Origin of the sequence: Streptomyces rectiverticillatus (genome assembly GCF_013394065.1) — a bacterium.
GTDB lineage: Bacteria > Actinomycetota > Actinomycetes > Streptomycetales > Streptomycetaceae > Streptomyces > Streptomyces rectiverticillatus.
Genome location: NZ_CP040752.1, coordinates 5512844 through 5535670, shown reverse-complemented (window position 1 = coordinate 5535670; position 22827 = coordinate 5512844). Strand labels below are relative to the sequence as shown.

Sequence of the window (22827 nt, the reverse complement as noted above, 5' to 3'; positions counted from 1 at the left end):
CAGCCACCTCCGCAGTGCGCCGTACGATCGTCGGCAACTCAGGTTAGGCTTACCTTCGTGAGTACGTGCGCGACCGCCTCCCGCCATCTGTCCGAGCCGCTGGCCGGCACCGCCGCCACCGCGCGGACGTGGCTGCTCATCGAGCAGCCCGGGCCCTGGGGTGCGGACGCGCTGACCGCGAGCCACCTCGACCCCGCCGTCGGACGGGCGCTGGACGCGGCCGCCGAGGGCACCGGCGTCCGGATCGCACTGATCCGCCGCCCCGGCCGGCACGCCGACTGCCACCAGCCCGGCACCCACCGGGTGTTCGCCGCCCACACCGCCCCGGGCCGCTCCTGGATCCGCACCACCGCGGTCGCCGACCCCGCGGAGCTGACCCGGCTCGACCTCGCCGCACTCGGCGCGGGCGAGCACGGCGGCCTGTGGGAGGCCTACGAGGGCGACCCGCTGGTGTTCGTGTGCACCAACGGCAAGCGCGACCGCTGCTGCGCCCTGCTGGGCCGCCCCCTGGCCGCCGAGCTGGCCGCCTCCGGGGCGGAGGCCTGGGAGGTCACCCACATCGGCGGCCACCGCTTCTCGCCCACGCTCTTCGTCCTCCCGTACGGCTACGCCTACGGCCGCGTCACCGCCCACGGCGTCAAGGAGGTGCTGGAGGCGGTGCGCGACCGCCGGATCGTCACCGGCGACTGCCGGGGCCGCTCCGCGTGGGAGCGCCCGGCCCAGGCCGCCGAGCTGGCGGTGCGCGAACTGACCGGCGAGGAGGGCGCGGACGCCCTCGACGTGACGCACACCGCGGGCGCGGCGCCGCACTGGTCGGTGACCGTCACCCACGCCGACGGCCGCTCCTGGCGGGTGGCCGTCGAGCAGGGCGCCGCGGAGCCGCCGCGCCCGGAGAGCTGCGGACGGGCACCGGGCATACCGGCACGGATGGACGTCGGGTCCGTCATCCCGCTCTCCTGAGGCGCTCCCCCGGGGCGCTCATCCGGGCGGGGGTCACCCCGCCTTCTTCACGAACTCCGTGGTGTAGGTCTTCTCCAGGTCCACCTTGGCGCCCTTGATCGCCGGGTTGAAGGACTTCAGGACCTGGTGGACGGTCTTCGGCCCGTCCTCGGGCATCACCCCGTCCTTGGTGAACATCGGCAGCGTGTTCTTGATCGCCTCGATGTAGAGGTCCTTGCCGCCCTTGGCGTAGTCCTCCGGCATCTTGGCCGCGATCTCCTCCGGCGTGTGCTCGGACATCCACCCGAGGGTCTTCACGAAGGCGTTGGCGAGCTTCTGCACGACGTCCTTGTGACTGTTGACCCAACTGGTGTTCATGTAGAGGCTGGAGGCCGGGTAGAGGCCGCCGAGCGCCGCCCGGGACCCCTCCGGCGTCCGCATGTCGACGAGCACCTTGCCCGCGTCCTTGGCGAGGATCTGCGCGACGGTCGGGTCGGTCGTCATCCCGCCGTCGATGGCGCCCTGCTGGAGCGCGGAGATGAAGGTCTGCCCGGCGCCGACGGCCACGGGTGTGAAGTCGCTGACCTTCACTCCGTTCTTTACCGCCAGATACTTCGTCAGGAAGTCGGTGGAGGAGCCCAGCCCGGTCACGCCGAGCTTCTTGCCCTTGAAGTCCTTGGGCGAGGTCAGCTCGCCCAAGGACTTCTTGGAGACGATCTCCACCTCCCCCGGCGTCTGCGCGAGCTGCACCACGGACTCCACCTGCTTGCCCTTCACCTGCAGGTCGAGCGTGTGGTCGTAGAAGCCCACGACGCCCTGGACGTCGCCGGCGACCAGGGACGTGGTGGCCTGCACGCCCGCGGGCTCGCTGAGCAGGTCGACGGTCAGCCCCTCGTCCTGGAAGTAGCCGAGCCGCTGGGTGAGGACCGCCGGCATGTAGATGACCTTGTCCAGGCCCCCCACCATGATCTTGACGATGTCGCCCTTCGCCGCCTCGAGCGCTGAATTCCGCTTGTTCGTCGAGGACTCGTCGGCACACCCGGCCAGGGTCAGGCACATCACCGCCGCGACGGCGCCCGCACGGGCTCCGGCGGACTTGCTGAACGTACGCATCGCTGTTCCTTACGGTCGGAGGTTCGTAGGAGACAAACAGGACGTGCAGGAGGTGGGGGATGTGCGGGCCGCCGTGCGGTTACTCCCCCGCGCCGGAGCCGCCCGGCTTCCAGCGGAAGAGTTTCTTCTCGGCGAAGGTCAGCAGCCCTTCCGCGAGCAGCGCGACGACGGCGAGGATGGCCATCGCGGCGTAGACGCCCGCCGTGTTGAAGGTGTTCTGCGAGGCGGAGACCAGCAGCCCGATCCCCTTCGCCGCACCGAGGTACTCGCCGACGATCGCGCCGATGAGCGCGAAGCCGAAGCTGACGTGCAGGCTGGTGAAGATCCAGGAGGTCGCGGAGGGGATGACGACCTGCAGCGTCACCCGGCGGTTGCTCGCGCCCAGGATGCGGGCGTTGGCCACCAGGTTGCGGTCGACCTCGCGGGCGCCCTGGAAGGCGTTGAAGAACACGGGGAAGAAGACCAGGACGACTGCCGAAGCGACCTTGGACGCCGGCCCCAGCCCGAACATGATCAGGAAGACCGGTACGAGGGCGATCCTCGGCAGCGCGTTGAGCACCTTGATGTACGGGCTGAAGACGTCGGCCAGGAAGCGCACCCGGCCGAGCGCGATCCCGAGCACCACGCCACCGGCCACGCCGAACACCCAGCCGAGGAGGGCCTCGTAGAGCGTGTACCAGATCTGCTCGGCAAGCGAGCCCTGCGGCGTGCCGTGAAGCGTCCACTGGACGATCTGGTCCCAGATCTTCGACGGCATCGAGAAGTTGAACGGATCAATGATGCCGTTGCGGGCCGTCAACTCCCATGCGCCCAGCACGACGGCGAGCACCAGCAGCCGCGCCGCGTACACGGTCAGCCTGCGCCGGCGGACGGCCTTCGCGCGGGCGGCGGTGCGGCCGCCGGCCGGGGGAGCAGAGGCCATGACGGACTCGACCGATGCAAGCGCCTCGTTCGAATCAACCGAATCAACTGAGTTGACGGAATCAACGGAATTGACGGACTCAAGCGACACGGGAGGCACCCCTCTCACGGGTGATGCGGACCTCTTCGCCGAGGGACGACCAGATCTCGCGGTAGATCTCCACGAACTCCGCCTCCAGGCGCACGGATTCGACCTTGCGCGGCCGGGGCAGCCGGACGGGGAAGACCTCCTTGACGGTCGCCGGCCCGGCGGTCATCACGACGACCTTGTCGGCGAGGGCGATCGCCTCCTCCAGGTCGTGGGTGACGAAGATGACGGAAGCGGCCCGCCCGCCGGGGCGGGAGCCGCCCCACAGCTCCAGGAGCTCGTCCGACATCAGGGCCCGGGTCTGTACGTCGAGCGCCGAGAAGGGCTCGTCCATCAGCAGGATCTCCGGGTCGCCCACGAAGGTCTGGGCGAGTGCGACGCGCTTGCGCTGGCCTCCGGAGAGCTGGTGCGGATAGCGGTCGGTGAAGGCCGCGAGCCCCACGCGGCCGAGCCACTCGCGCGCCCGCTCCCGCGCCTCGGCCTTGGGCACGCCGCGGAAGCGCGGTCCCGCCATGACGTTGGACAGCACCGTCCGCCAGGGGAAGACGGCGTCCTGCTGGAAGACGAAGCCGACTTCCGGCCGGATCCCGGTCACGGGTGCGCCACCGATCAGCACCTCGCCCTCGGTCGGCTCCTCCAGGCCGCTGACCAGCGTGAGCGTGGTGGACTTCCCGCAGCCCGTGGGGCCGACGACGGCCACGAACTCGCCTTGCCCCACGGCCAGGTCGAGATCCCGTACGGCCGTATGCGAGGCGCCCGAGGGCGTACGGAACACCTTGCTCGCTCCGCGCAGCTCGATCGCCGGGGCGTGGCCCGGCGGGGTGCCGCTGATCATCGTTGCCGCCTCCTCCTGTGCAGGTTTCCGGCCATGGGGGTGGCCGGTGGTGGAGGCTAGATGTGGCGCGTGGCGCTCAGACAGCCTTGTGAGCGCTGTGCGGCTTCAGCGCACGAACCCTGTTCTGCTCGTTTTGCTCGCGGTAGAACAACGAAAGCGCCACGGAAGCGGCAACGAGGGGCAGGACCGGCTACGTTCGGTCCACAGTGCGCAAACGGAACGCCGCTGAAGCGGAGCTGGACACTCCGGTAAGCGGCCGGCCGGTCACCCGGCCGGAGGACGACATCAGAACGAGAGGGAGGGGGACACACGCATGCGCCCCCGCTGGCCCCGCCGCGTCTTCGCCGAGGTCCTGCTGGTCCAGCTGCTGATCATCACCGGGGTCGCCGGGCTCGCCGCCGGGCTCTTCCTCGCGCCTCTCGCAGCCCAGCTCGACGACCAGGCCGAGCGCCGCGCGCTGGCCATCGCCCAGGCCACCGCCGCCCAGCCCGGCATCGCGCACAGCCTGCTGGCCGGACCGCCCTCACCCGACGGGCCGGTGCAGACCGACGCCGAGCGCATCCGCCTGGCCACCGGGGCGAGTTACGTCGTGGTCGTCGACACCCGCGGCATCCGCTACTCCCACACCGTCCCCGGGCGGATCGGGCAGCGCGTCAGCACCGACCCCGGCCGGGCCCTGGGCGGGCAGGAGTGGACGGGCATCGGGCGCGGCACCCTCGGCCGCTCCGCGCGCGGCAAAGTGCCCCTGCGCGACGGCGAGGGCGCCATCGTGGGCGCCGTCTCCGTCGGCATCGCCTATGACAACGTGCACGCACTGCTGTTACGCGCCGTGCCGGGCATCCTCATGTACGCGGGTGCGGCCCTCGGCGTCGGGGCGCTCGCCGCGCTCGCCGTCTCCCGCCGCCTGCGCAAGCGCACCCACGGCATCGAACTCACCGAGATCTCCGCCCTCCTGGGCGAGCGCGAGGCCATGCTGCACGGCATCCGCGAGGGCGTCGTCGCCCTCGACCGGCACGGGCGCGTCCGCCTGCTCAACGACGCGGCCGCGCGCCTGCTGGGCATCGGCCAGGACGCCATCGGCCACCCCCTCGACCGCGTCCTGCCGCCGGGCCGCACCACGGACGTGCTGGCGGGCCGCGTGACGGGCACCGACCTGCTGACCGTACGGGACGGCCGGGTGCTGGTCGTCAACCGCAGGGACACCGCCGCCGGCGGCACCGTGGCGACGCTGCGCGACCGCACCGAGCTGGAACAGCTCCGCCGCGAGCTCGACGGCACCCGCGGCCTGACCGACGCGCTGCGCGCCCAGGACCACGAGCACGCCAACCGCCTGCACACCATCGTCGGCCTGCTGGAACTGGGCATGTACGAGGAAGCCGCCGACTTCGTCGCGGAGGTGACCGGGGCCCACCGGGCGACGGCCGAGCAGGTCACCGAGCGGGTCCGCGACCCCCTGGTGAGCGCCCTGCTGGTGGGCAAGAGCGCGGTCGCCGCGGAGCGCGGGGTGGCCCTGCGGGTGAGCCCGGCGACCCGGCTTCCCGACCGGGTCGTGGACCCGCGCGATCTCGTCACCGTGCTCGGCAACCTCGTGGACAACGCCTTGGACGCCACGGCGGGCGCCGCAGCGGCCGCCCCCACGGGAGCGCAGGGCGTGCCCCGCGACGCGCCGTTCGTGGAGGTGGAGCTGCGGGCCGTCGGGGAGACGCTCGTCGTCCGGGTGGCGGACAACGGGCCCGGGGTGCCGGCCGCGGTCCGCGAACTGGTCTTCACCGACGGCTGGTCCACGAAGGAGACCGTCCCGCACCGCCGCCGGGGCCTCGGCCTCTCGCTCGTACGGCGGCTGGCCGAGCGGTACGGCGGCTCGGTGCGGGCCGGCGAACGGGACGGCGGCGGCGCCGTGTTCACCGTGGAACTGCCCGAAGCGCTGCGCTTACCTGCCCACTCGGCCGCCCACCCGGCCCACTCAGCTCGCTCGAAGGGGTGAACGATGATCGAGGTCCTGGTCGTGGACGACGACTTCCGCGTCGCCGAGATCAACGCCGCGTACGTGGCACGGGTTCCCGGATTCCGCGTCGGCGCCAAGGCCCACAACGCGGCACAGGCCATGGCCGTGCTGGAGAAGGGCGGCATCGACCTGGTGCTGCTGGACCACTTCCTCCCGGACGAGACCGGCCTGGGGCTGGTCCGCCGGCTGCGGCAACTCGGCGACCTCACCGACGTGATCATGGTGACGGCGTCGCGCGACGTCGCGACCGTGCAGGCCGCCATGCGCTACGGGGCCCTGCAGTACCTGGTCAAGCCGTTCACCTTTCCCGGGCTGCGGGTGAAGCTGGAGGCGTACGCACAGCTGCGCCGGACCCTCGACGACGCACAGGAGGCCGGGCAGGACCAGGTCGACCGCATCTTCGGCACCCTGCGCACGGCGGCCACCAGCACGCCGCTGCCCAAGGGCCACTCGGCGCCCACGGCCGAACTGATACGCCGGGTCCTCTCCGATGCCGCGTCCCCGCTGTCGGCGCACGAGGTCGCGGCGCGGTCGGGACTGAGCCGCTCGACGGCGCAGCGCTATCTGAAGCGGCTGGAGGAGTCCGGGCGGCTGAGCCTGACCCTCAAGTACGGCGAGACGGGGCGCCCGGAGCACCGCTACGCGTGGACGGGCCGCTGAGCCGGGGCCCGGACGGGCCGGGCCCCGGAAGCGGAAACGCCGAAACGCAGCAAACGCAGCAAACGCGGTCAGGCGTCGATGCGGGAGCGGTCCAGGGTGGCAGCGGAGTTCGTGATGAACTCCTTGCGGGGTGCCACCTCGTTGCCCATCAGCAGGTCGAAGGCGCGCTCGGCCGCCTCCAGATCGCTGATGTTGATCCGGCGCAGGGTGCGGTGGCGCGGATCCATCGTGGTCTCCGCGAGCTGGTCGGCGTCCATCTCACCGAGACCCTTGTAGCGCTGGATGGCGTCCTTGTAGCGCACGTTCTTGCGCTCCAGCTCCAGCAGCGTCTGGCGCAGCTCGGCGTCCGAGTAGGTGTAGATGTACTTGTCCTGCCCCTTCTTGGGGTGGGTGAGCTCCACGCGGTGCAGCGGGGGCACCGCGGAGAAGACCCGCCCCTCCTCGACCATCGGGCGCATGTAGCGCTGGAAGAGGGTGAGCAGCAGGCAGCGGATGTGCGCGCCGTCGACATCGGCGTCGGCGAGGAAGATGACCTTGCCGTAGCGGGCCGCGTCGATGTCGAAGGTCCGGCCGGACCCCGCTCCTATGACCTGGATGATCGCGCCGCACTCGGCGTTCTTGAGCATGTCCGAGACCGACGACTTCTGGACGTTGAGGATCTTGCCGCGGATCGGCAGCAGCGCCTGGAACTCGGAGTTCCGCGCGAGCTTGGCCGTGCCGAGCGCCGAGTCGCCCTCGACGATGAACAGCTCGCTGCGCTCGACGTCGTCGCTGCGGCAGTCGGCGAGCTTGGCCGGCAGCGAAGAGGACTCCAGCGCGGTCTTCCGCCGCTGGGCCTCCTTGTGCTGGCGCGCCGCGATACGGGTGCGGGCCGCGGCGACGACCTTCTCCAGGACCGCCCGGGCCTGCTGCTTGGCGTCGCGCTTGGTGGAGGTCAGGAACGCCTTGAGCTCCTTCGCGACCACGTTCGCCACGATCCGGGAGGCGGCCGAGGTACCCAGGACCTCCTTGGTCTGCCCCTCGAACTGCGGCTCGGCCAGGCGTACGGTCACGACCGCCGTGAGCCCTTCCATGGCGTCGTCCTTGACGACGTCGTCCTCGGCGACGCGCAGCAGCTTCGACGAGCGCAGGACCTCGTTGACGGTCTTGGCGATCGAGCGCTCGAAGCCCGTCACGTGGGTGCCGCCCTTGGGGGTGGCGATGATGTTGACGAACGACCTGACCGTGCTGTCGTAGCCCGTGCCCCAGCGCAGGGCGATGTCCACGCCCAGCTCGCGGGTGACCTCGGTGGGGGTCATGTGGCCGCGGTCGTCCAGGACCGGCACGGTCTCCTTGAAGGTGCCCTGCCCGCTCAGCCGCAGCACGTCGCAGACGGCCTTGTCCTGCGCCAGGTACTCGCAGAACTCGCTGATGCCGCCGTCGTAGCGGAAGACCTCCTCGGTGGGCTGCTCGCCGTCGATGCCGCGCTCGTCGCGGACGACGATCGTCAGGCCAGGCACCAGGAAGGCGGTCTGGCGGGCCCGCCCGTAGAGGGTCTCCAGCGAGAGCTTGGCGTCCTTGAGGAAGATCTGCCGGTCCGCCCAGTAGCGGACGCGGGTGCCGGTGCGCGCCTTGGGGATCTTCTTCCCCTTGAGCAGGCCGTTGGCCGGGTCGAAGGGGGCCTCCGCGCCGGATTCGGTGAAGATGCCGGGGACGCCGCGGCGGAAGCTGATCGAGTGGGTCCTGCTGTTGCGGTCGACCTCGACGTCCAGGCGCGCGGAGAGCGCGTTGACCACCGAGGCGCCGACGCCGTGGAGACCGCCGGACGCCGCGTAGGAGCCGCCGCCGAACTTGCCGCCCGCGTGCAGCTTGGTCATGACGACCTCGACGCCCGACAGCCCGGTCTTGGGCTCGACGTCGACGGGGATGCCGCGGCCGTTGTCGCGCACCTCCACGGAGCCGTCGTCGTGGAGGAACACCTCGATGCGGTCGCAGTAGCCGCCCAGGGCCTCGTCGACGGAATTGTCGATGATCTCCCAGAGACAGTGCATGAGGCCGCGGCTGTCCGTCGAGCCGATATACATACCGGGCCGCTTGCGGACGGCTTCCAGGCCTTCGAGGACGAGCAGGTGCCGCGCGGTGTAGTTGGACCCGTCCCGGTCTGCCCCGGTCAGCAGCGCAGTGGACGGCACGGACGTTTCGGCGGTCACGCGGGTTCGCTCCTCGCTGAATTTCTTTTCGGCCCCGGTCGGGCGGGCCGGCGGCCCGGTTGCCGTTCAGAGGGTACCGATGCCTGGTAGAGCCTTTGTGCAGCCACCCGTGGGAACGCCCATGCTAGTCCAGTGATCGATCACACGTTCGATGACACGATGGAGTGACGTGCACATCACGTTCCCTTGGAGGCATGAACCATTTAGGCTCCGGGCACGTCCTGAAGAACACCGGCAAGCCGGCCGGGAGGACGAAAGCCCCCAGCGATGTGAAACCGTAGGCCTACGCAATACGGCTCATTCGCCGCCAACCGTCAAGATCTGGCCGACTCGGAAGCGACTCGGAAGGAACTTTCGAGGAAAAGCCGCGAGCGGGAACGTTTTCGGCCTGGTTGGATGTTGACCCTGGTACGACAGCTCGTCGAGCTAGAGAAGAGGCGACGTGACTACTGTTCTGACCCCCGCGAGCCCGCTGACGGCCGCTGACCGCTGCGACCGGTGCGGCGCTCAGGCCTACCTGCGCGTCGTTCTCATGAGCGGCGGTGAACTGCTCTTCTGCGCCCACCACGGGCGCAAGTTCGAGCCAGAACTCAAGAAGATCGCCGCGGAAATACAGGACGAGACGGAGCGGCTCACCGCCCCCCCGGCGTCTGCGCCCGACGAGGACCGCTGAGTCCGTAGCGGAACGCTGACACATCGCATCCGACGACGAGCGAGGTCCGGCCCTTCACAGCCGGACAGCCGCGGGCGGCTGCCCCCACACCGGGGGAAGCCGCCCGCTCTCGTACGCTCTTGCGCACCTTCGCGGCGTGGTGCTGCTGGTGTTTCTGCGGCTGCGGTGCTGTCGCCGCTGCGGCCCCTTGCTGAACGGCGGGAGCAGCCGGCTGGGCGGCCGGAGGCCGGCCCTGCGCCGCCTGCTGGGCCGGCTGGGCCGGCAGGACGCCCTCGCCGCCGTGCGCCGCCACCAGCGCCGTATAGGCCGACATCCGCGTGTACACCCCCGGATACTGCGGCTGCCCGCAGCCCGCCCCCCAGGAGACCAGGCCCACGAGCTTGCCCTGCGCCACAAGCGGGCCGCCGCTGTCCCCCTGGCAGGCGTCCCGCCCGCCGAGCGGCATCCCGGCGCACAACATGGAGGCCCGGCGGAAGACGCCGTCCGCACTCCCCGGGTACGCCCGCTCGCAGACCGCATCCTGCAGGACCTGCACCTTCGCCCCGCGCAGGATCTCCGAGTAGGTGCCGTTGCCGATCACGTCGCCCCAGCCGTAGACCGTGGCTCTGGTGCCCACCCGGTAGGCGGCGTCGCCCTGCTGCGCCACCGGGATCACATAGCTCTCCGGCACCGGGTTGCGCAGGCTGAGCACGGCCAGGTCCCCCGCATTGGTTCCCGGGTCGAACCCCGGGTTGACCCAGGTCTCCCGCGGCTCCACCTCGGCTCCGACGGCACCCCGCAGGTCATCACGGCCCACGATGACCCGCAGGTCCCTCGCCTCGCTCACGTCGACGCCGAGCACCTCGCGGCTCAGGCAGTGCGCCGCCGTGACGACCGTCCTGCGGCCCACGAGGACCCCGCCGCAGAACTGCCCGGCCCTGGCGGCCCCGAACCGCTGCCGGCTGCCCAGAGCCACCACCCAGGGCGCCTCCGAGCCCCTCACGGCCTGCCCTCCGACGACCGCACGGTCCGCCACCGCCGGGGCCGGGACCGCGAAGACCAGGGCGATCGATCCGGCCAGCAGACAGCTCAGCGAACGCATACGATCTCCTGACTCTGCGGGGTTCCTTGCACACCCAGAGTCAACCCGCACGGCGATCGGCGCATCCGGAACCTGGACGGCATGCCTCCGGATCGACGGCACTGTCACCCGTACAGCCCGCAGGGCCCGGCTCCTCGGAGAGAGGTGCCGGGCCCTGCGGGGTCGTCGTCCGTCCGGTCCTAGTCCAGGTAGTCGCGCAGGACCTGGGAACGGGACGGGTGGCGCAGCTTGGACATCGTCTTCGACTCGATCTGACGGATGCGCTCACGCGTCACCCCGTAGACCTTGCCGATCTCGTCGAGGGTCTTCGGCTGGCCGTCGGTGAGGCCGAAGCGCATGGAGACCACGCCCGCCTCGCGCTCGCTGAGCGTGTCCAGGACGGAGTGCAGCTGCTCCTGGAGCAGGGTGAAGCTCACGGCATCGGCCGGCACGACCGCCTCGGAGTCCTCGATGAGGTCACCGAACTCGCTGTCGCCGTCCTCACCCAGGGGGGTGTGGAGGGAGATCGGCTCACGGCCGTACTTCTGGACCTCGATGACCTTCTCGGGGGTCATGTCGAGCTCCTTGGCCAGCTCCTCCGGGGTGGGCTCGCGGCCCAGGTCCTGGAGCATCTGGCGCTGGACGCGCGCGAGCTTGTTGATGACCTCGACCATGTGCACCGGGATACGGATGGTGCGGGCCTGGTCGGCCATCGCGCGCGTGATGGCCTGGCGGATCCACCAGGTCGCATACGTGGAGAACTTGTAGCCCTTGGTGTAGTCGAACTTCTCGACCGCGCGGATCAGACCGAGGTTGCCCTCCTGGATCAGGTCCAGGAAGAGCATGCCGCGGCCGGTGTAGCGCTTGGCCAGGGAGACCACCAGGCGGAGGTTGGCCTCCAGGAGGTGGTTCTTGGCGCGGCGCCCGTCCTCGGCGATGATCTCCAGCTCGCGCTTGAGCTTGGGGGCGAGCTTGTCGGAGTTCGCCAGCTTGTCCTCGGCGAACAGGCCCGCCTCGATGCGCTTGGCGAGCTCCACCTCCTGCTCGGCGTTGAGGAGGGGGACCTTGCCGATCTGCTTCAGGTAGTCCTTGACCGGGTCGGCGGTGGCGCCGGCGACGGCGACCTGCTGCGCGGGAGCGTCGTCCTCGTCGTCGTCGGAGAGGACGAAGCCCTTGTTCTCGCCGGTCTCGTCCTCCTCCTCGCCCTTGCCCGGGGCCGGGGTCTCCTCGACGAGGTCCTCGTCGAGGAGCTCGTCGGCATCCTTCTTCGCGGCGGTCTTCTTGGCCGCCGTCTTCTTGACGGCGGTCTTCTTCGCCACCGTCTTCTTCGCTGCCGCCTTCTTGGTGGCAGCCTTCTTGGCGGGCGCCTCCGCGCTCTCGTCGTCGCCGTACGCCGCCGAGGCGGACGTGGCGGACGCCGAGGACGCGGCCTGCCTGGCCGTGACCGTCTTGGAGGCGACGGCCTTGGTGGCGGTGCGCTTCGCCGGGCTCTTCGCTGCGACGCTCTTGCGGGTGCGCTTGGGCGCCTCGGCGGCACTGACCATCAGCGTCACACCCTCCTCGTCGAGGACCTGGTTGAGGCTGCGCAGAACATTCTTCCACTGGGTTGGCGGAATCTGGTCAGCCTCGAAGGCCCGACGCACGTCGTCGCCGGCGATCTGCCCCTCGGCCTTTCCCTGCTCGATGAGCGCCATCAGAGACTCGGATTCGGCGATCTCCGGCGGGAGCGTACGGGATGTGCTGGCCGACACGAACAACCTCTCGGAACGATGGAAACGGCTTCCGGCCCCGGCCCGCCCTGAACGGGGAACCGGTTCCGACGACCGCCGGCATGGATGAACCGACGGCGCGCGGGTGATGAGATGCAGACGGACACAGCGCCCCGGACGAGGCCCGTATTCCCTCCGCGTCCACCACCTCTTTAGTCATCGCACTGCCTCAAGGAGCGTTACGCCCAATCCTCGTGGCCCGAGTCACACCCCAAAACGGAGTGAATGCCCGCTCAACTGGACAGAACACTCCACTTCCTGGCGTCCCGGTCCGAGTTCCGGGAGGGGCGCCGGCGCCACCGGACGGCTCACGGGTGCGGTCGTGCATCCGGCCGCACGCGTGAGCCCTGTCCCGGCCCGGCGCGTGCGGCCCTTCCGTACGAACCCACCCGTACCGCCCCGCTCCTCTCCGCGGTCAGTGCTCGCGCGGCGCGGGCACCACGCGCTCGACGTCCGGGTGGGCGATGAGCAGCTGCCTCATCGCGGCCTCGGCCCCGGCCCCGTCGCCCGCGCCGACGGCGTCGACGATGCGGAGGTGGTGCCCGACGCCGGCCTCGGTGGGGCGGTCGCAGCCGCCGGAGGGCGCGCCCGAGACGTGCAGGGCGGAGGAGACGATGCCCGCGAGGTGCTCGAGCATGCGGTTGCCGGCGACCTGCAGGAGCAGGGAGTGGAACTCGGCGTCGGCGCGCGTGAAGGTGAGGGAGTCACCCTGGGCCAGCGCGTGGCCCATGATCTCGGCCATGTCGGCCAGGCGCTGCTGGACGTCCTCGCGGCCGTGGCCGGCGGCGAGGCGGGCGGCGAGGGGCTCGATGGTCCAGCGCAGCTCGCACAGCTCGCGGCGCTGGTCCTCCCGCTGGGGGCCGAAGGCCCGCCACTCGATGATGTCGGGGTCGAGGAGGTTCCAGTCGCTGACGGGGCGGACGCGGGTGCCCACGTTGGGGCGCGCGCTGACGAGGCCCTTGGCCTCGAGGACGCGCAGGGATTCGCGGACGACGGTCCTGGAGACCTCGAAGCGCTGCCCGATCTCCTCGGGGACGAGCGGGCGGTCGGCGCCCAGGTCCCCGGAGACGATCATCTGGCCGAGCTGCTGCACGAGCTGGCCGTGCAGGCCCCGGCCCCGGCTGCCTGCGGCCCGGCGGCCGGCGCGGCTGAGCTCGGCCTCGCCGTCCCAGGCCGGCGGGGCCCCGCGGTCGTGCCCGGAGGCCTCCGCGTAGGAGTAACGGTCAAGCTCGCCCGGGCCTGCGAGGCCGGAGTCGGCGGGGCGAGCCGCGGTCATCATGGTGTGCGCAAGGGTACTCACGCCTCCTTTGTCGGCGACACCTCGAAGTCCCTTGAGGTCTTTGGTGAAAAGCACACGAAAGGGTGATCGCCCATTACCTCACAATTGACGGCCAAACGGACAGAATCGGGCACTCTCCGAGATGGCTCGTATGCGGAGCGTGATGGTGGCGGCCTGCCAACTCCGCACGTGGGAAGGGGCGTCGGGGGTCCGGAGCCCCGCGGCGGCGGCCCTCACCGAGGCCTGCCGCGGAACACCGCGAGGACATAGGCGCCGAGGAGTGCCGTGAGTGACAAAGCGAGCGCCCAGCCGACCGGTTGCGACACCAGCCGCAGGGCGGTCGAGACGCCCCGGTCCATGCCCGAGGGCCACTGCACGACCGCGGCCGCGCGCAGCCGCTCCGGGAGCCCCACGAGCGAACGGGCCGCGGGCTCGGCGAGCACGCTGCCCAGGACCGGCACCACGAGCGTCGGCACGGCGAGCACCGCGACCAGCCCGAGCGCCGCCGACCGGAAGAGCCCCGCGGCCAGCAGGCCCGCCCACGCGCAGCCCAGGGTGAGCGCGGCCCAGCCGGCGAGCAGGACGGCCCAGTCGCGCGGGAGGGAGACGACCTCGTCGCCGAAGAGCAGCCCGAGGACGCAGGCATCGAGGAAGAGGGAGGCCAGGGCGAGGAGGACGGCCGCCACGGCGGTGACGGCGAGCTTGGCGGCCAGCAGGCCGAGCCGGCGCGGGACGGTGCCCTGGTCCGGGGCGAGGGCCGGATAGCGGAACTCCTGGCCGAAGGCCATCGCCCCGATGAGGCCCGCCCCGAAGACGGCCGGCGGCAACGGCAGCAGGGCGGGCCAGCCGGTGAGCACGCGGGGCGCCGGGGCGGATCCCGCCCGGGCGAGGAGGACGGACACGAGCAGGGAGGCCGCGAGCGAGGCGGCCGCCACGATCCAGCCGGTCCGCACGCCGGTGGCACGGCGCAGCTCGTAGCGCAGCGGCCAGGCGGGGTCGGGGGCCGGGAGGCGGGGGTGGACACGGGGGAGCTCTACGGCGAGCTCGGGCGGGACGGCGGTGCCGGGTGTGCCCGCGTGTGCGGACCGCACGGCGGGGCCGGGGTGGCCGGAGGGCTCCGCTTCCCCGGCGGGCGCGGCGCTGCCCTGTGTGTCCGCACAGGGGTCTGCGGGGGCGTCTGCGACAGCCTCCGGGTGCGTCGTGCTGGGCGGCGCCGCAGCGGTGTCGGCCCGGCGGCCGTCGGCCCGCAGCAGCGGGGGCATGGGGCCGCTGTCGCCGATCTCCTCGGTCAGCCGGTGGACGAGGATTCCGTGCCGGTAGGCCGTTTCGCCCACGGCTGCGCAGGTGCTGCCGTAGACCGACAGCCGGCTGCCGCCCTCCTGCACGACCTCCACGGCCTGCCGGCCCTCGGCGGCCTCCGCCTGGTCGGCCTCGGCGGTGAGTGCGTGGGCGAGGCGGGCGGCCAGGGGCGACCGGACGGCGACACGCGGCCGCAGCCGGGTACGGGAGAACTCGGCCGCCTCCTGGTCGGCGACGAGGCGGCCGTCGTCGATGGTGACGACCCGGTCGGCGATGCGGGCCGCCTCCTTGGGGTCCTGCGAGGTGACGAGGACGGCGCCGCCGTGGTCCGCGTAGGCGCGCAGCATTCCGTGCAGCCAGGCGGTCTCGCGGGGCGAGAGCTCGTGCGCGGGCTCGTCCAGGACGAGGGTGTGCGGATCGCCGAGGAGGGCGGCGGCGATGCCGAGGCGCCGGTCCATGCCCAGGGAGAAGTCGCCGAGGTGCTGGCCGGCGAGGCCCGTCAGGCCGACGACCTCGAGGACGTCGTCGGCGCGCTCGGCGGGGACGCCGGCCGCGGCGCTGAGCATGCGCAGGTGCCCACGGGCGCTGCGGGCCGGGTGACCGGGGACGTCCCCGAGGACGACGCCGATCTCGCGGGTGGGGTGGGGGACCCGGTCGAGGGGGCGGCCGCGGAAGAGCGCGACGCCGCGGCCGGGGTCGAGGCGGAGGAGGAGGCGCAGGGCACTGGTCTTGCCCGCCCCCGGGTCACCGAGCAGGACGGTGACCCGGCCGGGGCGGGCCTCGAAGGTGAGGTCGTCGACGGCGGGGAACCGGTTGCGCTGGGGGGCGCTGGTGAGTCCGATGGCCTGGATCATGGCTTCTCTCGCGGGGCGTGAGACGGCTCGGCGGCACCCCTCGGCCCGCTCGGTGACCGAGGCGGCCGAGGGCGCGGAGGAACTGCGGGGAGGTACGGCAGCACCGTAACCCGCTATGTCCTATTTGCTACGCAATGTAGGCAGTTGTGAGGCGTGTCCCACCCCCGGGCATGCCAGAACCACGGGGCGCCCGGGACGCGCGCGTTCCCCGGCGGGACTAGGCCTCGGGGCGCAGCATGGGCGGGTTGAGGAGCGTGGCCCCGCCGGCCCGGAAGAGCTGGGCGGGACGGCCGCCCTGGCGTGTCGTCGTGCCGCCGGTGGGGACCAGGAAGCCGGGCGTGCCGGTCACCTTCCGGTGGAAGTTGCGCGGGTCCAGAGCGACGCCCCACACCGCCTCGTAGACCCGGCGCAGCTCGCCGACGGTGAACTCCTGGGGGCAGAAGGCCGTGGCCAGCGAGGAGTACTCGATCTTCGAGCGGGCGCGCTCGACGCCGTCGGCGAGGATCTGCGCGTGGTCGAAGGCGAGGGGGGTCACCTGCTCGCCGTCGCGGCCGTAGCCGACCTCCTGGTCCAGCAGGTCCTCCACCGGCGCCCAGCGCACGCTGTGCGCGTCGCCTCCGGGGCGCGGGGCGGGCAGATCGGGCGCGAGCGCCAAGTGCGCGACGCTCACCACCCGCATGCGCGGGTCCCGCTTCGGGTCGCCGTAGGTGGCGAGCTGTTCGAGATGGGCGGCGTTGGCCGGCGAGGGGCCCGCCGGGTCGTGAGCGCTCAGCCCGGTCTCCTCGGCCAGCTCCCGCGCGGCTGCGGTCGTCAGGTCCTCGTCCCCCCGCACGAAACCGCCCGGCAGCGCCCAGCGGCCCTGGTACGGCGGCTCGCCGCGGCGGACGGCCAGCGCGCACAGCGCGTGGCGGCGCACGGTGAGCACGACCAGGTCGACGGTGACAGCGAAGGGCGGAAAGGCCGACGGGTCGTAGGGCATGACGCGATCATAGTCGTCTTCCTGACGATAAACAGGGTCTTGAGCAGGGCCGGCGAGCGCCCCCTCCGCGAGCTCGGGATTCAACCGGCTCACACCCCCAGCTGCAGGCCGTCGGCGGCTTCCTCGACCATGCCGAGGCCGAGTCTGCTGATCCTCATCGCGAACGGCTGCTCCGCGATGCGCAGCCCGGTGAACCTCAGCGCACCGAGCGGCGCGGTGTGCAGCGGCCGCACCGCCACGCACCCCGCCGGGGCGTCGGGGCGCAGACCGGCGAGCGCGGTCAGCAGGTGCACCGCCCCCGCGGCGGCGACGGCCGCGGGCCGGCACGCGGCCGGGTGCGGCAGCGGCGCGCTCCCGGCGGTGCGCTGCTCCCCGGCGTACATCTCCGGCAGCCGGTGGCCGAAGGCTGCCGCCGCGTCCAAGGTGCCGCGCAGCAGGGCGCCGGCCTCCTTCTCATAGCCGGCGGAGGCCAGGCCCGCCACGGCCACGGCCGTCTCGTGGACCCGGACGGCGCCGCTGCGGTGGCCGAAGGGGTTGTGGCCGGGTTCCTTCGCCCCGAGGCTGCGCAGGCCCCAGCCGGAGTCGAGCGCCGGTCCGCCGAGCAGCCGGGCGAGCTGCTCGGTCTGCACCTTGTCGAGCAGGCCCGGTGCCTGCATTCCCCCGCCGAGCAGGCCGGTGTCGAGGAGGTGCGCGGCGGCGCTCCCCAGGTGCGGTATCCGGCGCCCCTCGGGCGTGCGGGCGGCTGCGGGGCGCCCGCCGCCCGGGTCCTCCACCCAGAAGTCCTCGCGGAAGCGTCTGCGCAGCCCGGCCGCCCAGCTGCGCCAGCTCTCGGCCCCGGGAAGGCCGTAGGTCTCCAGGAGGTCGGCCCCGAGCACGGCCGCACGGTGGGCGTGCGCCTGCGTCTCGCAGCGGTACGGCCCTCCGGGCAGGGGATCCGCGAGGTAACCCTCGTCCCCCGCCGCGGCCCGCAGCCACTCGAGGCAGCGCTCGGCCGTGGGCAGCAGCGCCTCCGCCTCCCGCTCGGGGAGCCCCCACCGCCGGGCCTCGGCCAGGACGGCGGGGAACAGCAGCGTGGCCTCGGTGCCGGTGCAGCCGGGCGGCAGGTGGGCGCCGGCGTGGCGCAGCGCCCCGGGGATCCGCCCCTTGTCGGGGCCCGGCCCCGCGATCTGCGTCCGGGCCAGGGTGCGCAGCGTGCCCGCGGCCAGCCGGACCCCGAGGGGGAGCGTCATCCGCGCCGCCCAGAGGGCCTCGGCAGGTGCGAGGCCGCAGCGCCAGGGGACGCCGGCCGCCAAATGGACGTCACCGGGGCTGCCGGGGTCGCGCACGAGCAGGGCCCGGAGGTCGTCGAGAGCGGAGGCGAGCAGTGCACCTGCCCGGGGGTCGTCGCCCTCGGCCTGCGGATCGCCCCAGGGCACCGTGGAGGCACGGCCCGGGGGGACGACCGCCTCGGGCTGGCGGACCCTGCCGGGCTGCTCGGGCAGGACGCGCAGCTCGATGCTGCGGGTGCCGCCAGGCGGGAGCTCGATCTCCCAGCAGAGCATCCCCGCCGATGCCAGGGCGTCCCCCGGAGGGGGGTCGGTGGTGACCGCCGCCTGCACCTCGCCGGTGGACCACCTAAGCCCGGAGGCGTGCACCCCGGCGGGGACCTCGGGCCCGGGGGCACCGGCCGCGACCGCGCCCAGCTCCGCGAGGTCGGTGCCGAGCGACACCTCGACGGGCAGCCGCAGGGGGCGGGTCGCAGTGCTGCGCAAAGCGATCCGCTCCACGCCCTCCGCCGTCCGCAGGCGCTCGACCGTGACGGCGGGGTCGGGGCCCGAGTCGGCAGCGGTCCGCACGGCGCCGACGAAACGGGCCCGGTCGGCGCCGAGCATGCGTCCCTGGACGGGCAGCGGCTCGGCACCTGCGATCTTCAGCCGGCAGCGGGCCAGGAGCCGGCGCCCGCTCCGGTAGAACCCGTCGAGCCCCTGCCCGGTCATCTGCCCGTGCTCCCCGGAAATCGCCAGGGCGGGCAGTGCGACGCAGATCATGGCCGTGTGTACGGGCTGCGGGGCCGGCGGACGCCCCGGAGCGGGGCGTTGCGGCGGGGCGGAACGGGGCCGGGGCGGCTGACCATGGGGGACGATGCCTTGCACTTGACTGCGCTCCCCTGTGGGTGTCACGAACCGGGACGACGGACGACGTTTGCGGGCCACCCGGATGAACGGCGGCGGCCCTGCCGAAGTCACGGTGTGCGGGGCCGCCTGTGTGGGCCACGGGTTCACTGGGACCGGTCCTCGTGGCTGTGGTCCCTCTTGCGCGTGCTCCTGCGCCGTGCGCGGGGCCTGCCCGCCGGGCCGCCCGGACCTGCGGGGCCGGTGCTGCCTCCGGGCCCGCCCGGCCTCGTCCGGCGCCGGACGGCCCTCGTGGCGCCGGTGCCCTCCGCTCCGGCCGCCGTCGCCGCGGCCGCCGCCTCGATGCGCTCCACCTCGGCCCGGACCGCGTCCTGCAGGGCGCGATCTGCTTTCTCATGGCGCAGGCACTGGCGCAGCGGCTCGGGGTCCAGCCCTTCGTTGCACGCGCGGTAGAGCAGCTGGGCGAAGACGTACTCGGGGTCGGCGCCGAGGGCCCGGCTCAGCGCGACCCTCGCCTCGGGCTGGTCGTCGGTGGCCCAGGCCACCCAGCCGGCGAGTGCGACGGGCGCGGCCGCGTACTCCGCGTACGGGGGCACGCAGCGGCGGGCGAGGGCGCGCCACAGCCGCAGGACGGCCGGGGCCTGCGGGCCCTCCATCCACTCCGCGGCGTGGTCCCGCGTGACGCGGTCCTGGAGGCCGACGATGACCGCGGCGGCCTCCTCGTCGGTCAGGAGGGAGTCGTCGCGGGCGTCGGATGCGAGGCGGCCGGGGAGGGGCGGTGCCTCCCGGAGCCGGTCGGCCAAGGCCCGCGCGAGCGTCAGGGTCTCCTGCCGTACGGGCTCGCAGCCCTCGCCGCCGAGGATGCGCGGGACCATCGCGAAGGCCGCGGCGTCCAGCGCCTTGCGCTGCCCCTCGGCACGGTCACCCGTGAGAGGTGCGTACCGCTCCTCCATCTCCCGGAGGGTGCCGCGGACCTCGATGCCCGCATAGGTGGCCGCGGCGGCCATGACCGACGTGCCCGGCAGGGAGAGGGGGGTGCCGTCAGGTGGGCAGCAGCGGGGATCGGGGCAGCAGTACGACCAGAAGCGGCCGTCGGAGATGCACAGGGCCTCGTGCACCGGCATGTCGAGCCGGCCGCAGGCACGGCGCAGGCTCTGGGCGAGCGGGCGCAGCCGCTCCATCACCTGCCGCGGGGTCCGGCCCGCGGCGGTGTCGGGATCCTGGCAGAGGAAGATGACCACGCCGTCGGGGCGATTGCCGCGCTTGCTGCTGCCGGTCAGGAGGGTTTCGGCGAGCTGGTCGCAGACGTCCGGCCATTCCTCGCCGCTGCGCGGGATGCCGAGCCTCAGCCGGCCGCCGAAGCGGCCCCGGTCACCGTGGAGGGCGACGAGGACGATGCTGTCGGTCGGGTGGAAGCCGAGCAGGTACGGGAGGGCGTCGGCCAGCTCGGCCGGCGAGCGGAGGGTGACCTGCTGCCCGGGCTCCCCTGCCGTGCCGGGCACGGCGGCGGAGGGGGAGGAGGGCGTGGACGGGCGGGCTGATTCGTCGTGCTGCGTCATGGCCCGAGAGTCCCGCGGGTCCGCCGCAGCCCGCCAGGCCTGTGGATAACTCCGGAATATGGTCCTACTAATGCTGTGGACAGCGGTTTTCCACAGCCGGGCCTGCTCGTTCGCGCATTGTCAGTGGACTCGTGTTGCATGGGGGCATGACGAACGAAGACCTCCGCGCCTCGGCCGATGCCGTCCTGGCCCGCCTCGTCGGCGACCCTACGGGCAAGGCGAGACTGCGGGAGGACCAGTGGCTGGCGATCGAGGCGCTGGTCGCCCACCACCGTCGCGCTCTGGTCGTGCAGCGCACGGGGTGGGGCAAGTCGGCGGTGTACTTCGTCGCGACGGCGCTGCTGCGTGCCCGGGGCAGCGGGCCCACGGTGATCGTCTCGCCGCTGCTCGCGCTGATGCGCAACCAGGTGGACGCCGCGGCACGGGCCGGGATCCACGCGCGCACGATCAACTCCGCCAACGTCGAGGAGTGGGACACCGTCCAGGCCGAGGTTGCCGCGGGCGAGGTCGATGTGCTGCTGGTGAGCCCCGAGCGGCTCAACAACCCCGACTTCCGCGATCAGGTCCTGCCCAAGCTCGCCGCCGCGACCGGCCTGCTGGTCGTCGACGAGGCCCACTGCATCTCCGACTGGGGCCACGACTTCCGGCCCGACTACCGCCGCCTGCGCACGATGCTCGCCGATCTTCCGCCCGGCGTCCCCGTCCTCGCCACGACGGCCACGGCCAACGCCCGCGTCACCGCCGACGTCGCCGAGCAGCTGGGCACGGGCGAGGAGTCCACGCAGGCGCTGGTGCTGCGCGGCGCGCTGGACCGGGAGAGCCTGAGCCTCAGCGTCCTGCAGCTGCCCGACGCCGCACACCGGCTGGCCTGGCTCGCCGACCACCTCGCCGAGCTCCCCGGCTCCGGCATCATCTACACGCTCACCGTCGCGGCCGCCGAGGAGGTCACCGCCTTCCTGCGCCGGTGCGGCCACACGGTGGCCTCCTACACCGGCAAGACGGAGAACGCGGACCGCCTGCAGGCCGAGGAGGACCTGCTGGCCAACCGCGTCAAGGCGCTCGTCGCCACCTCGGCGCTGGGCATGGGCTTCGACAAGCCGGACCTGGGCTTCGTGGTCCACCTGGGCTCCCCCTCCTCCCCCATCGCCTACTACCAGCAGGTCGGCCGCGCGGGCCGCGGCGTCGAGCACGCCGAGGTCCTGCTGCTCCCGGGCCGGGAGGACGAGGCGATCTGGAAGTACTTCGCCTCCCTCGCCTTCCCCTCGGAGGAGCAGGTCCGCCGCACCCTGGAAGTCCTCGCCGCATCGGACCGCCCCGTCTCCCTGCCGGCTCTGGAGCCCCAGGTCGAGCTGCGGCGTTCGCGCCTGGAGACCATGCTCAAGGTCCTCGACGTCGACGGTGCCGTGCACCGGGTGCGCGGCGGCTGGACCGCGACGGGCCGCCCGTGGACGTACGACGCCGAGCGGTACGCCTGGGTGGAGCGGCAGCGCGGGGCCGAGCAGCAGGCGATGCGCGACTACGCCGCCACGACGCAGTGCCGGATGGAGTTCCTGCGCCGTCAGCTGGACGACGAGCAGGCGGCCCCGTGCGGGCGCTGCGACAACTGCACGGGGCCGCGCTTCAGCACGGAGGTCTCCGCCGGGGCGCTCGACGCGTCGCGGGGCGAGCTGGGGCGCCCGGGCGTGGAAGTCGAACCCCGCCGGATGTGGCCCACGGGAATGCCGGCCGTAGGCGTCGACCTCAAGGGCCGCATCCCGGCCGGTGAACAGGCCGCGCCCGGCCGGGCCCTCGGGCGGCTGTCCGACATCGGCTGGGGCAACCGGCTGCGCCCTCTCCTCGCCCCGCACACTCCGGACGGGCCTGTTCCGGACGACGTCGCGGCCGCGGTGGTGACCGTGCTGGCCGACTGGGCCCGCGGGCCCGGCGGTTGGGCCTCCGGGGCGGCGGACGCCCCCGGCCGCCCCGTGGGCGTCGTCACGCTCGCCTCGCGCACCCGGCCGCAGCTGATCCGCTCGCTCGGCGAGCACATCGCCGCGGTCGGCCGGATGCCCCTGCTGGGCACGGTCGAGTACGGAGGCGCGGACACCGACACCCGGCTGCCCCGCACCAACAGCGCTCAGCGGCTGCGTGCGCTGGACGGCGCGCTGACGGTGCCGCCGGCCCTTGCGGAGGCCCTGGCCTCGGCCGGCGGGCCGGTCCTGCTCGTGGACGATCTCACCGACACCGGGTGGACGCTGGCCGTGGCCGCGCGGCTGCTGCTGCGCGCCGGTGCACCGCAGGTGTTCCCGCTGGTTCTGGCGGTGCAGGGCTAGCCGCGCACGGCACGCGGTGCGGCGGGGGCGGGCGAGGGCGGCGAGCCGCGCGCCGTCGGCCAATGGCGCCAATTGATCGTTGCCGCCCGCCCCCGGCACCGCGAGAATTGGACGCGATCCCGCTCTCGTCCGTCCACGGCCCGCCGGGGACGGCCGTCGTGGCGTGCACTCCTGCCCGGCGC

16 protein-coding genes are annotated in these 22827 nt (G+C 73.0%); 5 read left to right on the top strand and 11 right to left on the bottom strand.

All coding sequences use genetic code 11. The annotated features are described in order from the left end of the window. Window positions 1-57 precede the first annotated feature (57 nt). The gene (locus FGW37_RS24275; RefSeq protein WP_179082977.1) at window positions 58-960 is read left to right on the top strand and encodes a ferredoxin family protein; all 903 of its coding nucleotides are present in this window, start codon (window positions 58-60) and stop codon (window positions 958-960) included. Between the two features lie 33 nt (window positions 961-993). On the opposite strand, the gene FGW37_RS24270 is transcribed toward FGW37_RS24275, so the two are convergent. The 3 genes from FGW37_RS24270 to FGW37_RS24260 all read right to left on the bottom strand — a co-directional run bounded on the left by FGW37_RS24270 (window position 994) and on the right by FGW37_RS24260 (window position 3896). Then, window positions 994-2052, bottom strand: coding sequence for an ABC transporter substrate-binding protein (locus FGW37_RS24270; RefSeq protein WP_179082976.1), 1059 nt, complete (start codon window positions 2050-2052; stop codon window positions 994-996). A 79-nt stretch (window positions 2053-2131) separates the two neighbouring features. Next, on the bottom strand, window positions 2132-2974 hold the full coding sequence (locus FGW37_RS24265) for an ABC transporter permease (RefSeq protein WP_179082975.1): 843 nt from the start codon (window positions 2972-2974) through the stop codon (window positions 2132-2134). A gap of 79 nt (window positions 2975-3053) precedes the next feature. Then, entirely contained in the window at window positions 3054-3896 is an 843-nt protein-coding gene (locus FGW37_RS24260; RefSeq protein WP_179082974.1) for an ABC transporter ATP-binding protein, read from the bottom strand. Window positions 3897-4209: 313 nt separating this feature from the next. Between FGW37_RS24260 and FGW37_RS24255 the strand changes: the two genes are divergently transcribed. Both FGW37_RS24255 and FGW37_RS24250 read left to right on the top strand, forming a co-directional pair. Beyond that, window positions 4210-5880, top strand: a complete 1671-nt coding sequence (locus FGW37_RS24255) for a sensor histidine kinase (RefSeq protein ID WP_179082973.1) — start codon at window positions 4210-4212, stop codon at window positions 5878-5880. 3 nt (window positions 5881-5883) lie between these two features. Beyond that, window positions 5884-6561, top strand: coding sequence for a response regulator (locus FGW37_RS24250; protein WP_179082972.1), 678 nt, complete (start codon window positions 5884-5886; stop codon window positions 6559-6561). A gap of 68 nt (window positions 6562-6629) precedes the next feature. Here the strand turns inward: FGW37_RS24250 and FGW37_RS24245 are convergent, their stop codons facing one another. Further along, window positions 6630-8750 carry a DNA gyrase/topoisomerase IV subunit B gene (locus FGW37_RS24245; protein ID WP_179082971.1) on the bottom strand — a complete coding sequence of 707 codons (2121 nt, stop codon included), beginning with the start codon at window positions 8748-8750 and terminating at the stop codon, window positions 6630-6632. 442 nt (window positions 8751-9192) lie between these two features. Between FGW37_RS24245 and FGW37_RS24240 the strand changes: the two genes are divergently transcribed. After that, window positions 9193-9423, top strand: coding sequence for a DUF7455 domain-containing protein (locus tag FGW37_RS24240; RefSeq protein WP_030368645.1), 231 nt, complete (start codon window positions 9193-9195; stop codon window positions 9421-9423). On the opposite strand, the gene FGW37_RS24235 is transcribed toward FGW37_RS24240, so the two are convergent. The 7 genes from FGW37_RS24235 to FGW37_RS24205 form a co-directional block, all read right to left on the bottom strand. Further along, the gene (locus FGW37_RS24235; protein ID WP_179082970.1) at window positions 9383-10504 is read right to left on the bottom strand and encodes a S1 family peptidase; all 1122 of its coding nucleotides are present in this window, start codon (window positions 10502-10504) and stop codon (window positions 9383-9385) included. The two genes, FGW37_RS24240 and FGW37_RS24235, sit on opposite strands and share 41 nt — an antisense overlap. A 179-nt stretch (window positions 10505-10683) precedes the next feature. Further along, on the bottom strand, window positions 10684-12234 hold the full coding sequence (locus FGW37_RS24230) for an RNA polymerase sigma factor (RefSeq protein WP_281394903.1): 1551 nt from the start codon (window positions 12232-12234) through the stop codon (window positions 10684-10686). A gap of 433 nt (window positions 12235-12667) precedes the next feature. Then, on the bottom strand, window positions 12668-13606 hold the full coding sequence (locus FGW37_RS24225; protein WP_079110903.1) for a FadR/GntR family transcriptional regulator: 939 nt from the start codon (window positions 13604-13606) through the stop codon (window positions 12668-12670). Window positions 13607-13764: 158 nt separating this feature from the next. Continuing rightward, the gene (locus FGW37_RS24220; RefSeq protein WP_179082968.1) at window positions 13765-15684 is read right to left on the bottom strand and encodes an ABC transporter ATP-binding protein; all 1920 of its coding nucleotides are present in this window, start codon (window positions 15682-15684) and stop codon (window positions 13765-13767) included. Between the two features lie 217 nt (window positions 15685-15901). After that, window positions 15902-16663: an NUDIX hydrolase gene (locus FGW37_RS24215; RefSeq protein ID WP_179082967.1), complete on the bottom strand. Its 762-nt coding sequence runs from the start codon at window positions 16661-16663 to the stop codon at window positions 15902-15904. 89 nt (window positions 16664-16752) lie between these two features. Beyond that, window positions 16753-18690: a glycogen debranching N-terminal domain-containing protein gene (locus FGW37_RS24210; RefSeq protein ID WP_179082966.1), complete on the bottom strand. Its 1938-nt coding sequence runs from the start codon at window positions 18688-18690 to the stop codon at window positions 16753-16755. Between the two features lie 230 nt (window positions 18691-18920). Further along, window positions 18921-20333, bottom strand: coding sequence for a DUF4192 domain-containing protein (locus FGW37_RS24205; RefSeq protein WP_179082965.1), 1413 nt, complete (start codon window positions 20331-20333; stop codon window positions 18921-18923). Window positions 20334-20479: 146 nt separating this feature from the next. Here FGW37_RS24205 and FGW37_RS24200 point away from each other — a divergent pair, with 146 nt between their 5' ends. Beyond that, a complete protein-coding gene (locus tag FGW37_RS24200; protein WP_179082964.1) occupies window positions 20480-22645 on the top strand; it encodes a RecQ family ATP-dependent DNA helicase in 2166 nt (721 codons plus the stop codon). The last annotated feature ends 182 nt before the right edge of the window (window positions 22646-22827 follow it).